Source organism: Actinomadura sp. NPDC023710 (genome assembly GCF_040639875.1).
Taxonomy (GTDB): Bacteria; Actinomycetota; Actinomycetes; order Streptosporangiales; family Streptosporangiaceae; genus Spirillospora; species Spirillospora citrea.
This window is the reverse complement of record NZ_JBFAGB010000026.1, coordinates 69,642-84,359: the sequence shown is the minus strand read 5'-3', so window position 1 is coordinate 84,359 and position 14,718 is coordinate 69,642. Positions and strand designations below refer to the sequence as shown.

The window sequence follows — 14,718 nt, the reverse complement described above, 5'->3', positions numbered from 1 at the left end:
AGTGCGGGTGGGCCTCGGGTTACAGGCGGGGGGTGGCGGCCGTGGGCATGATGGTGCGGAGTTGCCTGGTCAGCTCGTCGATCAGGGAGCGGGCCTGGTCGGCGGCCTGGCGGGCCGCGTCGCGCTCCTGGGACAGCTCGGCGATCTGCGCGCGCTGCTCGGTGACGGCCTGCGCGAGCTGGTCGACCCACTGGTCGCGCTCGGCCAGCTTCTCGGCGACGGCGTCGCGCTCGGCGGCCAGCTGCCTCATCGCCGCGACGGTCTGGTCGCGCTCGCGCCCGGCCTGGTCGGCGCGGCCTCGGGCCAGGGTCAGCTCGGACTCGGCGCGCGCCTGCGCCTGGACGGCACCCTCCCGGGCCCGCTCGGCCGCCTCCCGCGCCTTGGCGTTGCCGTCGCGCTCCCGCTCGGCCTTCTTGGCGGCCTCCAGGGAATGGGCGGCCGTGTCGAGCGCCTGCTGCCGCTCGCTCTCGGCGGCGTCGGCCCGCCCGGCCGCCTCCTGGGCGCGGCGCTCGGCGTCCTGCACCCGCCGTTCGGCCTCCTGCGCGCGGCGCTCGTTCTCCTGCGCGCGGCGCTCGGCGACCTCGGCGCGGCGCCGGGACTCGTCGGCCTCCTTGCCCGCCGCGACGACGGCGTGCTGCAGGTTCTGCGCGCTCATCTCGGCGTCGGTGACCTTGGCGCGCAGCGCCGACAGCTCGGCGTGCGCGGTCTCCAGCGCGCGCGACAGCTCCCCGGCCTGCTCGGCGACGCGGTCGCGCTCGGTCTCGGCGGAGCGGCGGCCGCCGACGGCGTCCTCGACGGCGCGCAGGGCGTCGTCGCGGGCCTCGCTCATGGCGTCGCGCTGCTGGATCGCCTGTCGGACGGTCGCCTCGGCCTCGGCGACGCGCCGCTCGGCCTGCTCGGCCTGGGCCTGCAACTGCTCCATCTGCGCGCGGGCCTGCTCGACCTGCGCGCGCGCCTGGTCGGCCTGGACGCGCGCCTGCTCGGCCTGGCCGCGGGCCTGGTCGGCCTGGACGCGGCCCTGCTGGGCCTGGTTCCAGGCGGCGGCCGCGTCGCGCTGGGCGTTCTCCTTCTCGGTCTGGAGCGCCGCGATCTGCGTGACGGCCTCGTTCTGCACCTCGGCGGCGCGGCGCTCGGCGTCGGCGACCTGGCGCTCGGCCTCCACGGCGCGGCGGTCGGCCTGCTCGGCCTGGCCGCGGGCGCGCTGCACCTCGCCCCAGGCGGCGGCCGCGTCGCGCTGCGCCGACTCCTTCTCCGCCTGCACGGCCGCGATCTGCGCCGCGGTCTCGTTCTGGGCCTCGGTGACGCGGCGCTCGGCCTCCACGGCGCGGCGGTCGGCCTGCTCGGCCTGGCCGCGGGCGCGCTGCACCTCGCCCCAGGCGGCGGCCGCGTCGCGCTGCGCCGACTCCTTCTCCGCCTGCACGGCCGCGATCTGCGTCGCCGTCTCGGTCTGCGCCTCGTTGACCTTGCGCTCCCCGGCGGCGAGCGCGTCACCGATGAGGTCGGCCATCTGGCGGAGCCGCTCGACGATGTCCCAGGGCTGGGCCTCGCCCTGCTCGACGTCGGGGCGCACGATCTCCCCCGTCTGCCCGTGCCGGCCCGGCTGCGCGGGCTGGCCGGCCTGCGCGGGCTGCCCTGGCTTGGACATCTGGATGGGCTGCTGGGCGGACGGCAGCGCCTGCTGCGCGCCCCCCGGGTCGCGTCCCATGGCGGGCCAGGGAGTCGCCGCGTCGGGGACTCCTCGGGAACCGCCGGATCCGTTCAGCTCGCTCACCGGTCTCCTCGCCTCCCGGACGGGAGCGGGCCGACCGGCGGCATGCCGCTCGCCCTGCTCGCAGCGTTCCCGGCCCGACGGCTCGTCACTTCGCTCACGTGTCTCCTCGCCCGGCGGCGCGCGGCCGCGTTCGCGGGGGTCGTTGTGCACATCTCGCTCGCTCCGCTGCCGGCCCTGTGGCTCCTCGCTTCGCTCACTAGGAGCACTCTAGTCCCGACCAGCGGAACGTTTGCCCAGTTTGGGGTTTGCCTTCTCGACACCCGCCCGGCGTTCGCGCACGCCGGACGCCTGATCGCCGTCCGCGCGACCCGTCCGCGAGGTGCCGTGGGTCACATCCGGCCGCGGCCCGGGCCGGGTGGAACAATCGCGCCCCATGGAGCTTCGCACGCTGTACCCGCCGATCGAGCCCTACGACTCCGGGCTGCTCGACGTCGGCGACGGAAACCGTATCTACTGGGAGGTCTGCGGGAACCCTGACGGCAAGCCCGCGGTGATGCTGCACGGCGGGCCGGGCGGCGGGTGCAGTCCGGCGCACCGCCGGCAGTTCGACCCCGAGGCGTACCGGATCGTCCTGTTCGACCAGCGCAACTGCGGTCGCAGCCTGCCGCACGCGAAGGACCCGGAGGTGTCGCTGGAGAACAACACCACCTGGAACCTGGTCGCCGACATGGAACGGCTCCGCGAGCACCTCGGCATCGAGCGCTGGCTGGTGTTCGGCGGGAGCTGGGGCAGCGCCCTGTCGCTGGCGTACGCGCAGACGCACCCCGACCGGGTGACCGAGCTGGTGCTGCGCGGCATCTTCACCCTGCGGCCGTTCGAGCTGTACTGGTTCTACCAAGAGGGCGCGTCGTTGCTGTTCCCCGATCTGTGGGAGAAGTACGTCGAGCCGATCCCCGAGGACGAGCGCGAGGACCTCATCTCCGCGTTCCGCGAGCGGCTCGACTCGCCGGACCCGCAGGTGCGGATCGCGGCCGCGAAGGCGTGGGCGACGTGGGAGGGCTCGACGCTCACGCTGCGGCCGGACCCGGAGATGGCCGACGCCTTCGGCGAGCCGGAGTACGCGGTGGCGTTCGCCCGCATCGAGAACCACTACTTCAGCAACGAGGGGTTCCTCGAGGAGGACCAGCTGATTCGGGACGTGGACAGGATCCGCCACATCCCCGCCGTGATCGTGCAGGGCCGCTACGACGTGTGCACGCCGGCCGCGACGGCGTGGGACCTGCACCGCGCGTGGCCCGAGGCGGACTTCCACATCGTCGACGACGCGGGGCACGCCTACAGCGAGCCGGGGATCCTGCACCGCCTGATCGAGGCGACCGACCGGTTCGCCGGGAAGATGTGACCCTTCGCCATCGCTTGATAACATTACGTCATCGGACGACGGAGGGCCGGATCTGAATCGGCCTCACCAATAACGAGCTTCGGCATGCCCGCAACCGGGCCGGGGTCCGGTTTCCTTGCCCGGCCCCGGCCACCCGGAAGCGGACCAAAACCCACATTCCCTGTCCTGTTAGCAACCCTGGCCTTACCCCCTGGATAGCGCACCTGCCCCTGAGGGGTAGTGCAGACGGCCTCGCGGAGTGCTTCGACCCACACCGGCCCCACCCCGCCCCGTCGCGGCCCGACCTCCCGCGATGCGAAGTGACGCCCGCCGCACCCGCCCCGTTGACACCGGATATATGTGACTTACCTCACATAACCGATACAGAAAAGCACTCCTGGCACCACGGCGAAACGTTAAGGTTGCATTCAGGAAGCATGCCGGCAACATCTCCGGCGCACCCGGCAGTACCTCCTGCGTATCCCGGGGAAAAGCGGATCGCGGCCCGCCTGAAGACCGCCCAAATTGCACCCGAATCGGGAAAGCCCCCAATCATACCCACTGATGATCGGGCTAAACATCTCGTCGATAACATCTATCTGCGATCATCGCGCGAGATTCGGTAAATTGCCTGGACATGGCAGCGCAACCCCTGGAATCACCGACCCGACGCCCCGGGAAGAACGAGACGAACGCGGAAGTGCAACTCCAGGAGCCGAGCCTCGCCGATGGACCCGCGCTTTGGCGGCTCGCCCGGGACTCAAGAGTCCTGGACGTCAACTCGCCGTACAGCTACGCGCTCTGGTGCCGCGATTTCGCGGACACTTCCGTCGTCGCACGCGACGGCGCCGGCCCGTGCGGCTTCATCACCGGCTACGTCCGCCCTTCCCGTCCGGACACGTTCTTCGTATGGCAGGTCGCGGTCGACCGCGACCACCGCGGCCAGGGCCTCGCCCGCCGCATGCTCGACAGCCTGGCGGACCGCCTCGCCCCCCGCGGGCTCGAGTACATGGAGGCCACGGTCACGCCGGACAACACCGCCTCCACCGCGATGTTCGAATCCTTCGCCAAGGCCCGCGGGTGCGAGCTCGCTCGCAGCCCGCTGTTCGCCGCGGAGCACTTCCCCGAGGGGGGACACGAGCCCGAGGTGCTCTTCAGGATCGGCCCGATCGCCGCCGCGAACTGATCCACGCTCCACGCCCCCATCCGCTCCTCTCCGACCCTGCCTGGAGGCAGACATGGACGTTTTCGACCGCATGGAATCGGAAGTCCGCGGCTACTGCAGAAGCTGGCCCACGGTGTTCACCACGGCACAGGGCAGCCACATGACCGACGAGAACGGCAAAAGCTACCTCGACTTCTTCGCCGGAGCCGGAACCCTCAACTACGGGCACAACAACCCGGCGCTGAAACGCCGGCTGCTGGACTACCTCGCCGGCGACGCCGTCGTGCACGGCCTCGACATGTACACCTCGGCCAAGCGGGAGTTCCTGGAACGCTTCAACGAGTACGTCCTGGCGCCCCGCAACCTCGACTACAAGGTCCAGTTCCCCGGGCCCGCGGGGAACAACTCGGTCGAGGCGGCGCTGAAACTGGCGCGCAAGTACACCGGCCGCGAGACGATCGTCAGCTTCACCAACGCCTTCCACGGGATGACGCTCGGCGCGCTCGCCGTCACCGGCAATTCGATGAAGCGCACCGGCGCGGGCGTGCCGCTCGGACACGGCGTGGCGATGCCCTACGACAACTACCTCGACGGCAGGACGCCCGACTTCCTGCTCTTCGAGACGATGCTGGACGACAGCGGCAGCGGCCTGGACAAGCCCGCCGCCGTCATCGTGGAGACCGTGCAGGGCGAGGGCGGCATCAACGTGGCCACCGCCGAGTGGCTCCGCGGCCTGCAGGACCTGTGCCACCGCCAGGACATCCTGCTCATCGTCGACGACGTGCAGATGGGCTGCGGCCGCACCGGGCCGTTCTTCAGCTTCGAGGAGGCCGGGATCACCCCGGACATCGTCTGCCTGTCCAAGTCCCTGAGCGGCTACGGGCTGCCCTTCGCGATCACGCTGATGAAGCGCGAGCTGGACGTGTGGGAGCCGGGCGAGCACAACGGCACCTTCCGCGGCTTCAACCCCGCGTTCGTCACCGCCGTCGGCGCGATGGAGGACTACTGGACCGGCGACGACTTCGAGAAGCAGACCCTCGCCAAGGGCCAGCAGGTCCAGGCGGCCCTGAACGAGATCGCGATCACGCACGCCGGCGCCATCGACTCCGTCCGCGGCCGGGGCCTGGCGTGGGGCCTGGTGATGAAGGACGCGGAGGCGGCGCCGAGGGTGTGCGGCGAGGCGTTCGCCCGCGGGCTGCTGATGGAGACCTCCGGCCCCGAAGGCGAGGTCGTGAAGCTGCTGCCGCCGCTCACCACGACCGAGTCCGAGCTGGCCACCGGCCTGGAGATCATCGCGGACTCGGTGGAGGCCGTCCGCCAGAAGATCACGGCCTGAGCCGGTCCGGCACCGAAAGAACAAAGGAGTTTCAATGATCGTTCGTTCCCTCGGAGAGATCATCGGCACGGAAAGGGACGTGCAGGCGCCGACCTGGTGCAGCCGCCGCTTCGTGCTGGCCAAAGAGGGCGTCGGGTTCTCGCTGCACGAGACGATCCTGTACGCGGGGACCGAGACGAAGATGTGGTACGCCAACCACATCGAGGCCGTGTACTGCGTCGAGGGCCAGGGCGAGCTGACCAACGACGAGACGGGCGAGAAGCACAAGATCGAGCCAGGCGTGATGTACCTGCTCGACGGCCACGAGCACCACACTCTGCGCGCCCACACCGACGTGCGGACCGTCTGCGTGTTCAACCCGCCCTGCACCGGCCGGGAGGTCCATGACGAGAACGGTGTCTACCCCCTGCTGACCGAGGAGGACGCATGAGCATCATCGAGTCCCATCCGACGATCGACGACGCCTACCCCACCCGGAAGGCCTCCGAGGCCGCCTTGCTGTACCGCCAGGACCCGGTCGTGTACGGCGAGGCGAAGGACGGGCCCATCGACGGCGCGACCCTCGACTCCTTCGAGGCCAACGGGTTCCTGTCCGTCGACCAGCTGATCGCGCCGGAGGAGGTCGAGGACTACCGGGCCGAGCTGCGCCGGCTGTCGTCGGATCCGCAGATCCTGGCCGACGAGCGCACGGTGACCGAGCGCGGCTCGGACGAGGTCCGCTCCATCTTCGAGGTGCACAAGATCAGCGAGGTGTTCGCCGAGCTCGTCCGCGATCCCCGCGTAGTGGGCCGGGCCAGGCAGATCCTCGGCTCGGAGGTTTACATCCACCAGAGCCGGGTCAACTACAAGCCAGGCTTCACTGGCAAGGACTTCTACTGGCACTCGGACTTCGAGACCTGGCACGCGGAGGACGGCATGCCCCGGATGCGCGCGGTGAGCATATCCATCGCGCTCACCGAGAATTTCGTGCACAATGGCGGGCTAATGATCATGCCTGGCTCGCACAAGACCTTCGTGGCCTGTGTCGGGGAGACCCCGGACGACCACTACAAGGAGTCCCTGCGCGGCCAGGAGATCGGTACACCCGACCCCAACAGCCTGTCGATCCTGGCCGACAAGCACGGGATCGAGCTGTTCACCGGCCCCGCGGGCTCGGCGACCATGTTCGACTGCAACTGCATGCACGGCTCGAACGGGAACATCACCCCGTTCCCGCGCTCCAACGTGTTCATCGTGTTCAACAGCGTGGAGAACACGTGCGTCGAGCCGTTCTCCGCACCCGCGCCCCGTCCCTCCTTCATCGGCGCCCGTGACTTCACCCCCGTCGGAGCCGGGAGCGTCCCGGAGGCCGCGGCAGACCGTCCCCCCGCGGAGGGCACCGCCGGCGCCTGAGCCTAACAATTCGATAACCCGACCCACCCGCTCCGCGCCCGCACGGGGGCCGTCCGGCCTCCCTGCGGGCGCGGAGCTCACCCATCAGGAGTTCAACGATGACTTCTTCGAGACGCGACTTCCTCCGCACCGCCGTGCTGCTGTCCGCCGCGGCGCCGCTGGCCGCGGCGGGCTGCTCCACGACGGATCCGGAGAAGGAGAAGACCGGCGGCGGCACGCTGCAGAAGGCCAAGGACTCCGGCACGATCACGGTCGGGTTCGCCAACGAGGCGCCCTACGGCTACACCGACAAGTCCGGGAAGCTGACCGGTGAGGCGCCAGAGCTCGCGCGCGCCATCTTCAAGAACCTCGGCATCGACGAGATCAAGGGCGTCCAGGTCGACTTCGGGGGGCTCATCGGCGGGCTCAACGCCAAGCGCTTCGACGCGATCGCCGCCGGCATGTTCATCACGCCCGAGCGGTGCGCCTCCGCGGCGTTCGCCAACCCCGAGTACGTCGCCAAGAGCGCCTTCATGGTGCCCGAGGGCAACCCGAAGGGCCTCAAGGCCGCCGAGGACCCGGGCAAGAAGGGCGTCAAGGTCGGCGTGCTCACCGGCGCCGTCGAGGCCGGGTACGCCGAGAAGACCGGCGTCAAGAAGGGCGACATCAAGACGTTCGCCGACCAGGCGAGCGCCTACGAGGGCCTGAAGGCCGGGCGCATCGACTGCATCTGGCTGACCCGCATCTCGCTGGCCGACCTGCTGACCAAGCACAAGGGCGAGGGCTTCCAGGTCACCGACGCGTTCACCCCCGTCATCGACGGCAAGGAGCAGCTCGGCGCCGGCGCGTTCGCCTTCCGCAAGGCCGACACGGACCTGGTGAACGCCTGGAACGGCGAGCTCGCCAAACTCCAGCAGGGCAACAAGCTGCTGCCGATCCTGCAGCCGTTCGGCTTCACCCAGGCGGAGATGCCCGGCCCGGACGACACCGCCGCCAAGTTCTGCCAGGGCTGACCCGTGTCCGAGGTCCTCGACAGCTATCCCCAGTGGCTGGACGGGGCGTGGGTCACCATCCGGCTCACCCTCCTCGGCGGCGCGCTGGCGTTGGTGCTCGCGCTCGTCTTCGGGATGGCGGGCACGTCGCGCCACGCGTGGGTGCGCGTGCTCAACCGCGTGTACGTGGAGTTCTTCCGCGGCAACGCCACGCTGGTGCTGCTGTACTGGTTCTTCTACGCCCTTCCCCTGATCGGTCTCCGGTTCTCCACGATGTTCGCGGCCGTGCTGGCCCTCGGCCTGAACGTCGGCGCCTACGGCGCCGAGGTGGTGCGCGGATCGATCAACGCCGTCCCGAAGGCGCAGTACGAGGCGACGATCGCGCTGAACTTCACTCCGTTCCAGCGCATGCGCCGGGTCCTGCTGCCGCAGGCGTTCGCGCTGATGCTGCCCCCGTTCGGCAACCTGATCATCGAGCTGATGAAGGGCACCGCCATCGTGTCCCTGGTGGGCCTGGTCGACCTGACCCGCGTCTCCAAGAACATCCAGGGCAGCACCGGCCAGACCGTCGCCGCGTTCACGGTCGTGCTCGTCCTGTACTTCGTGATCGCGCAGGTTCTGCAGCTGTTCGTCCGCTACGCCGAGCGGCGCGTGGACCGGATGCTGGGCCGCAGGCTGCCCGCTGAGCCGTCCCTCGGGACGATCGCGGCCGGAGCGCCCGGGGCGGGGGTGGGCTGATGAGCTGGGACTGGCACTACTCCGGCGAGATCCTCCCCGACCTGCTGGACGGGCTGCGCTACACGCTGACCGCGACGCTGCTGGGCTATCTGATCGCCCTGGTCCTCGGGCTGGTGTGGACGCTGCTGCGCCGCTCCCCGAGCCGGGTCTTCAACCAGGTGATCCGATGGGTCACCGAGTTCATCAGGTCCACGCCGCTGATCCCGCAGCTGTACTTCGTGTTCTTCGTACTGCCCGCCTGGGGCATCACCATCGGGTCCCTCACCGCGGGCACCATCACGCTCGGGATCCACTACTCGACCTACACGGCCGAGGTGTACCGGGCCGGGATCGCCGACGTCCCCAAGGGGCAGTGGGAGGCGTGCACCGCGCTGAACCTGCCGCGTTCTCGGGTGTGGCTGGACGTCGTCCTGCCGCAGGCGATCCGGCGGGTGATCCCGACGCTCGGCAACTACCTCATCGCGATGTTCAAGGATTCGCCGCTGCTGCTGGCGATCAACGTCTCGGAGCTGCTGTTCTCCGCGTACCAGGTCGGGTCCAAGACCCTGCAGTTCCTGGAGCCGATCACCATGGTCGGCCTGTTGTTCGTCGTGGTCAGCGTCATATCCTCGATACTCGTCCGCCGCTTGGAGAGGCGTTATGCCACCAATTGACACCGACGCAGTCGACCCCGGGGGCGAGGCGGACCGCCCGCCCTCGGAAGGCGCCAACGCGGCGCAGGACCCCGCCCCCGGCGAGGCGGCCGCCGACGCGGGCGTCTCCACGCAGAAGGGCACCGCCACGAAGGCCGATCCGGCCGCGGGGCTGCCGCACGGCGAGGCGCCGGGGATCCGCTTCGAGAAGGTGGTGAAGCGGTTCGGCTCCAACGTCGTGCTCCGCGAGCTGGACTTCACCGTCGCGCCCGGCGAGCGGGTGACGCTCATCGGGCCGAGCGGGTCCGGCAAGACCACGATCCTGCGGCTGCTGATGACGCTGGAGAAGCTCGACGACGGGCTGATCTGGATCGGCGACGAGACGCTGTGGCACATGGACCGCGGCGGCAAGCGCGTCCCGGCGAACCAGAAGCACCTGCACGAGATGCGCAAGCAGGTCGGCATGGTGTTCCAGCAGTTCAACCTGTTCCCGAACATGAACGTGCTGCGCAACCTCACCGAGGGGCCGGTGCGCGTGCTCGGGGTGTCCAAGGACGAGGCGGTCGAGCGGGCCCGCGGCCTGCTGGACATGGTCGGCCTGTCGGACAAGGAGAACGCGCACCCCACCCAGCTGTCGGGCGGCCAGCAGCAGCGGGTGGCGATCGCGCGGGCGCTGGCCATGCAGCCGAGGGTGCTGCTGCTGGACGAGGTCACCTCGGCGCTCGACCCCGAGCTCGTGGTCGGCGTCCAGGACCTGCTGCGCGACATCGCCCGGCAGAGCGACCTGACCCTGCTCTGCGTCACCCACGAGATGGCCTTCGCCAAGGACATCTCCGACCGGGTCCTGATGTTCGACCAGGGCCAGATCGTCGAGGAGGGTCCGCCGGACCAGATCTTCGGCGAGCCGTCCGAGCAGCGCACCCGCGACTTCCTGCAGGCCGTCCTCGCCTCCTGACCGGTCCGGCCCCGCCGGGCGGGACCGTGTCCCGCGCGTCGCCCGCGTCCCCGTCGCCCCGGGGACGCGGGCGACTCCCGTTCCGGAACCGCCCGCGCGGGGCGGCGTCCAGCTCCCGATCACCCCGCCCGCTCCCGTACCGAACGCGATTCTGTACCGTGGGGCCCCACGGACGAGGAGAGCGAGGCGATGGGCACTTCGATCGTGGGGCTCGGCATGACCGAGCTCGGCAGGGTGTACGGGCGCAGCCCCCGGCGGCTCGCGGCCGACGCGGTGCGGCTGGCCGCCGCCGACGCGGGCCTGGCGCTCGGCGACCTGGACGGCCTGCTGGTCAGCCACGGCATGAGCGGTTCGCCCGGGATCGAGCTCGCCGACACGCTCGGCCTGCGCGACCTGCGGCTGCTGGCCCTGGTCAACTCCTACGGGGCGACGGCCGGGGCGATGGTGTCCTACGCGGCGATGGCGGTGCTGAACGGTTCGGCGACCACGGTCGCGTGCGTGTTCGCGGACGCGCCGCTCAAGCCGAAGCAGTCGGCGGGATCGGCCTACAACCGCGACTCCCCCGCCGGGAAGGCGGAGTGGTACGGGTTCGGCGGGATGACGGCGGCGCTCGGCCTGCGCAGCGTGAACTCCCACTACGCCCTCGCCGCCCAGCGGCACATGGCCCGCTACGGCACGACGAGCGAGCAGCTCGGCGCGATCGCCGTGGCGACCCGGCGGTGGGCCGCCGGCAACCCGCTCGCCCAGCTGCGCGAGCCGATCACGATCGAGGACCACCAGCGCTCCCGCTGGGTGTCCGAGCCGCTGCACCTGCTGGACTGCTGCCTGGTGTCCAACGGCGCCGTCGCCGTCATCGTGACGAGCGCCGACCGGGCCTGCGACCTGGCGCGCCCGCCCGTCCACCTGTGGGGCTGGGGGCAGGGCCACCCGGGGCACCGCAAGGAGCGCGGCAGCGACTTCGGCCTGGCGACGGGCGCCGCGGCGTCCGGCGCGGCGGCCATGAAGATGGCCGGTGTCACCGCCGCCGACGTGGACGTGTGCGAGCTGTACGACTGCTACACCTACACGGTCCTGGTGACGCTGGAGGACTACGGGTTCTGCGCCAAGGGCGAGGGCGGCGCGTTCGCCGCGTCCGGCGCGCTCGGGCCCGGCGGGTCGCTGCCGACCAACACCGGCGGCGGGCAGCTCTCGGCGTACTACATGTGGGGCATGACGCCGCTGTCGGAGGCCGTGATCCAGGCGCGGGGGGACGGCGGGCGGCGGCAGGCGCCCTCCACCGACGTGATCCTCGTCAGCGGGAACGGCGGGATCCTCGACCACCACTCCACGCTGGTCGTCAGCCCGCACGAGAAGGGGGCCTAGCCATGGAGATCGGCGTTCTGCGGCGGGACGGGCGGACCGACCCGTTCTTCGACGGCACGGCCGCCGGCCGGCTCGTCGTCCGGCGCTGCGAGGCGTGCGACCGGTGGTTCGCGCCGGACGCGAGCGGCTGCCCCGGCTGCGGCGAGGAGGACCTCGGCTGGGCCGAGGCGAGCGGCGCGGCGACCCTGGTGACCTGGACGATCCTTCCCAAGGAGCCGCCCGCGTTCCTGGCGCTGGTCGAGCTGGCCGAGGGGCCGTGGCTGCACGCCCGTCTGGACGGCGTGGAGCGCGCGGACCTGCGCGAGGGGCTCGCGCTGCGCGCGGTGTTCGAGCATCCGGACGAGGGCGAGTCGTACGTGCTGTTCCGACCCTGGACCGAACGCGGTTCGGTCCGTTAGCGTCGGGCCCATGAACACCGAGGTCTGCGCACGGTTCGGCATCGAGTTCCCGCTGTTCGCCTTCAGCCACTGCCGCGACGTGGTCGCCGCCGTCACCAACGCCGGCGGGTTCGGCGTCCTCGGCGCCGTCGCGTACACGCCGGACCGGCTCGAAGAGGAGCTGCGCTGGATCGACGACCACGTGGGCGGCCGCCCCTACGGCGTCGACGTGCTCGTCCCCGGCAAGATCGACAAGGCGGCGGAGGGCGGCGGCGGCCTGGACGCCCTGCTCGCCGCCGTCCCCGAGGAGCACTGGAACTTCCTCGTCGGCCTGTTCGCCAAGTACGACGTCCCACTGCCCGACTTCGAGAAGGCCAGGCGGTCCAACGCGCGCGGCGGCGCGCAGGTCACCAAGGAGGGCGCGACCGAGCTGATCGACGTGTCGCTCGCCCACCCCATCGGCCTCATCGCCAGCGCCCTCGGCACCCCGCCGCCGCTGATGGTGGAGAAGGCCAAGGCCGCCGGGATCCCCGTCGCCGCACTGGTCGGGACGTCCGAGCACGCCCGCCGCCAGGTCGCCGCCGGCGTCGACCTCGTCGTCGCGCAGGGCGGGGAGGCGGGCGGGCACACCGGCGAGATCTCCACGATGGTGCTCGTCCCCGAGGTGGTCGACACGGTCGCCCCGGTGCCCGTCCTCGCCGCGGGCGGGATCGCCACCGGACGCCAGATGGCCGCGGCCCTGGCGCTCGGCGCGTCCGGCGTGTGGTGCGGCTCGGTGTGGCTGACCACCGAGGAGGCCGAGACGTCCCCGCCGGTGAAGGAGAAGCTGCTCGCCGCCACGTCCCGCGACACGATCCGGTCGCGGTCGCGGACCGGCAAGCCCGCCCGGCAGCTGCGCTCCGCGTGGACGCAGGAATGGGAGGGCCCGGACAGCCCCGGCCCGCTCGGCATGCCGCTCCAGATGATCGTGGCGGAGGGCGCCATGCGGCAGATCACCAAGGTGGCCGAGTCCGGCAACCCGGGCGCCCTCGCCCTCGCGAACTACTTCGTCGGCCAGTGCGTCGGCCTGATGAACACCGTCAAGCCCGCCCGCCAGGTCGTCTACGACATGGTCGAGGACTTCGCCAACGCCGTGGACCGCCTCAACGCCGTCACCACCACGGACTGAACGACCGAACCGGACATCCGGGCCGCTACAGCACGAGGGGGCTGCGGCGTTCGAGGAGGACGACGTCGCGCCACCGGCCGTGGAGGCGGCCGAGGCGTTCACGGACGCCCACGACGCGGAACCCGGCCTTGGCGTGCAGCCGCAGGCTGGAGGTGTTCTCGGGGAAGATGCCCGACTGGATGGTCCAGATGCCGTCGGCCTCGGTCGAGGCGATGAAGGCGGCCAGCAGGGCGGAACCGACGCCCCGGCCCCGGGCACGAGGGCAGACGTACACGCTGTGCTCGACCACGCCGCTGTAGCAGCAGCGGTCCGACACGGGCCCGGCGGCGATCCAGCCGAGCACGTCGCCAGACGGGGCCCCGGCCGCGTCGACGGCCACGTACCGGTGGCGGTCCAGCTTGGCGGCGTCGAACTTCTCCCAGGTGGGGGCGCCGGTCTCGAAGCTGGCCTGGCCCGTGTCCAGGCCTTCCTGGTAGATCGCCAGCACCCGCCCGGCGTCGTCCGGGCGCATGGCCCTGACGGCGATGCCGGAGGGCGCCTCTGGAGCGGTCACGGCCGTCCCTCCGGGGCACCGGCGGGCCGGGCGGGGACGGGCCGGCCCATGACGACGTCGGCGGCGGACGGGAAGCAGCCGACGCAGGCGTCGTTGACGCGGTAGTAGGAGGCGGTGCCCCGCCGTTCGACCAGCACGAACCGGACCCCGGCCAGCACCCTCAGGTGGGCCGAGACGGTCGACTGGCCGACCTCCACCGCCTTCACGATCTCGCCGACGCTCAGGGGGCGATCCCTGCGAGCCAGCAGCGAGACGATCTGGATCCGGGTGGGATCGGCCAGGGCCCTGAACCAGGAGGCGTACTCGGCGGCGGTGGGCCGGTCCAGCGGCCCGCTCTCGACGTCCATCGTTCATCGACGATAGACGATGGAGCAGCAAAGATCCAGACGCGCCGTCCAGAGGACGGCCGGCGCCGCCGCGATGTCAGGCCCATCGGCCACACTTCTCTCCCATGAGCCTGCCAGAGAATTTGGACGAGTCGGCGCGGACCGTCATCGACGGGAACCGGTACATGACCCTGGGGACGAGCGAGGCCGATCATCGGCCTCGCGTCTCGCCGGTGTACTTCACGCACGCCGGCTACCGCACCTTCTACTGGGTGTCCTCCCCGGACGCGCGGCACTCGGGCAACATCGCCGCGCGCCCGGAGGTCGCCATCGTCATCTACGACTCGACCGTGGAGATCGGGCAGGGCCGCGCCGTCTACATCGACGCCGTGGCCTCCGTCGTTCCGGACGAGGATCTGCCGCGGCGCTGCGCCGAGGCGTTCCCCCAGGCCGATCCGGGCGCCGTGGCCTTCCGGCCGGACGAGCTCAGCGGCGACGCCGCGCTGCGCCTCTACCACGCGGACGCGACCGGATACGAGGTGCATCTCCCGGGCCGGGACCCGCGCAACGCCTCCGGCATCGACACCCGGCGCCGCGTGAACCCGGTGCCGCCGTCCTGACCAGACCGCCGACCCGGAAGGCCGTACTGCG

16 protein-coding genes are annotated in these 14,718 nt (G+C 71.2%); 13 read left to right on the top strand and 3 right to left on the bottom strand.

The annotated features are described in order from the left end of the window. Positions 1–19: 19 nt before the first annotated feature. Entirely contained in the window at positions 20–1,771 is a 1,752-nt protein-coding gene (locus AB0H37_RS27820) for a hypothetical protein (RefSeq protein WP_179833981.1), read from the bottom strand. A gap of 373 nt (positions 1,772–2,144) precedes the next feature. Here AB0H37_RS27820 and pip point away from each other — a divergent pair, with 373 nt between their 5' ends. The 12 genes from pip to AB0H37_RS27760 all read left to right on the top strand — a co-directional run bounded on the left by pip (position 2,145) and on the right by AB0H37_RS27760 (position 13,188). Then, positions 2,145–3,113 carry a prolyl aminopeptidase gene (gene pip, locus AB0H37_RS27815; protein ID WP_360616262.1) on the top strand — a complete coding sequence of 323 codons (969 nt, stop codon included), beginning with the start codon at positions 2,145–2,147 and terminating at the stop codon, positions 3,111–3,113. A gap of 616 nt (positions 3,114–3,729) precedes the next feature. Beyond that, a complete protein-coding gene (gene ectA / locus AB0H37_RS27810) occupies positions 3,730–4,278 on the top strand; it encodes a diaminobutyrate acetyltransferase (protein WP_329092929.1) in 549 nt (182 codons plus the stop codon). 52 nt (positions 4,279–4,330) lie between these two features. Next, positions 4,331–5,593 (top strand): diaminobutyrate--2-oxoglutarate transaminase, encoded by a 1,263-nt coding sequence (gene ectB, locus AB0H37_RS27805; RefSeq protein ID WP_360616260.1) that lies wholly within the window; start codon positions 4,331–4,333, stop codon positions 5,591–5,593. 34 nt (positions 5,594–5,627) lie between these two features. Continuing rightward, positions 5,628–6,023: an ectoine synthase gene (locus AB0H37_RS27800; RefSeq protein WP_089312209.1), complete on the top strand. Its 396-nt coding sequence runs from the start codon at positions 5,628–5,630 to the stop codon at positions 6,021–6,023. After that, positions 6,020–6,985, top strand: coding sequence for an ectoine hydroxylase (gene thpD / locus AB0H37_RS27795; protein ID WP_179833977.1), 966 nt, complete (start codon positions 6,020–6,022; stop codon positions 6,983–6,985). Before AB0H37_RS27800 ends, thpD begins: the two co-directional genes overlap by 4 nt. 98 nt (positions 6,986–7,083) lie before the next feature. Beyond that, positions 7,084–7,977, top strand: a complete 894-nt coding sequence (gene ehuB / locus AB0H37_RS27790) for an ectoine/hydroxyectoine ABC transporter substrate-binding protein EhuB (RefSeq protein ID WP_329092933.1) — start codon at positions 7,084–7,086, stop codon at positions 7,975–7,977. 3 nt (positions 7,978–7,980) lie between these two features. Further along, positions 7,981–8,694 (top strand): ectoine/hydroxyectoine ABC transporter permease subunit EhuC, encoded by a 714-nt coding sequence (gene ehuC / locus AB0H37_RS27785; RefSeq protein ID WP_179833975.1) that lies wholly within the window; start codon positions 7,981–7,983, stop codon positions 8,692–8,694. Beyond that, on the top strand, positions 8,694–9,347 hold the full coding sequence (gene ehuD / locus AB0H37_RS27780) for an ectoine/hydroxyectoine ABC transporter permease subunit EhuD (protein WP_179833974.1): 654 nt from the start codon (positions 8,694–8,696) through the stop codon (positions 9,345–9,347). Before ehuC ends, ehuD begins: the two co-directional genes overlap by 1 nt. Beyond that, a complete protein-coding gene (ehuA, locus tag AB0H37_RS27775) occupies positions 9,334–10,281 on the top strand; it encodes an ectoine/hydroxyectoine ABC transporter ATP-binding protein EhuA (RefSeq protein ID WP_360616257.1) in 948 nt (315 codons plus the stop codon). The genes ehuD and ehuA overlap by 14 nt, the downstream gene beginning before the upstream one ends. A gap of 189 nt (positions 10,282–10,470) precedes the next feature. After that, the gene (locus AB0H37_RS27770; RefSeq protein WP_360616255.1) at positions 10,471–11,643 is read left to right on the top strand and encodes a thiolase family protein; all 1,173 of its coding nucleotides are present in this window, start codon (positions 10,471–10,473) and stop codon (positions 11,641–11,643) included. Between the two features lie 2 nt (positions 11,644–11,645). Further along, on the top strand, positions 11,646–12,041 hold the full coding sequence (locus tag AB0H37_RS27765) for an OB-fold domain-containing protein (protein WP_360616253.1): 396 nt from the start codon (positions 11,646–11,648) through the stop codon (positions 12,039–12,041). Between the two features lie 10 nt (positions 12,042–12,051). Then, positions 12,052–13,188, top strand: coding sequence for a nitronate monooxygenase (locus AB0H37_RS27760; protein WP_329092943.1), 1,137 nt, complete (start codon positions 12,052–12,054; stop codon positions 13,186–13,188). Positions 13,189–13,213: 25 nt separating this feature from the next. Here the strand turns inward: AB0H37_RS27760 and AB0H37_RS27755 are convergent, their stop codons facing one another. Together AB0H37_RS27755 and AB0H37_RS27750 are read right to left on the bottom strand one after the other, a co-directional pair. Beyond that, on the bottom strand, positions 13,214–13,741 hold the full coding sequence (locus tag AB0H37_RS27755; protein ID WP_329092945.1) for an N-acetyltransferase family protein: 528 nt from the start codon (positions 13,739–13,741) through the stop codon (positions 13,214–13,216). Beyond that, complete coding sequence (locus AB0H37_RS27750; protein ID WP_329092946.1) at positions 13,738–14,088, bottom strand: metalloregulator ArsR/SmtB family transcription factor; 351 nt, start codon at positions 14,086–14,088, stop codon at positions 13,738–13,740. Before AB0H37_RS27750 ends, AB0H37_RS27755 begins: the two co-directional genes overlap by 4 nt. A gap of 104 nt (positions 14,089–14,192) precedes the next feature. Between AB0H37_RS27750 and AB0H37_RS27745 the strand changes: the two genes are divergently transcribed. Further along, positions 14,193–14,687 carry a pyridoxamine 5'-phosphate oxidase family protein gene (locus AB0H37_RS27745; RefSeq protein WP_179833968.1) on the top strand — a complete coding sequence of 165 codons (495 nt, stop codon included), beginning with the start codon at positions 14,193–14,195 and terminating at the stop codon, positions 14,685–14,687. The last annotated feature ends 31 nt before the right edge of the window (positions 14,688–14,718 follow it).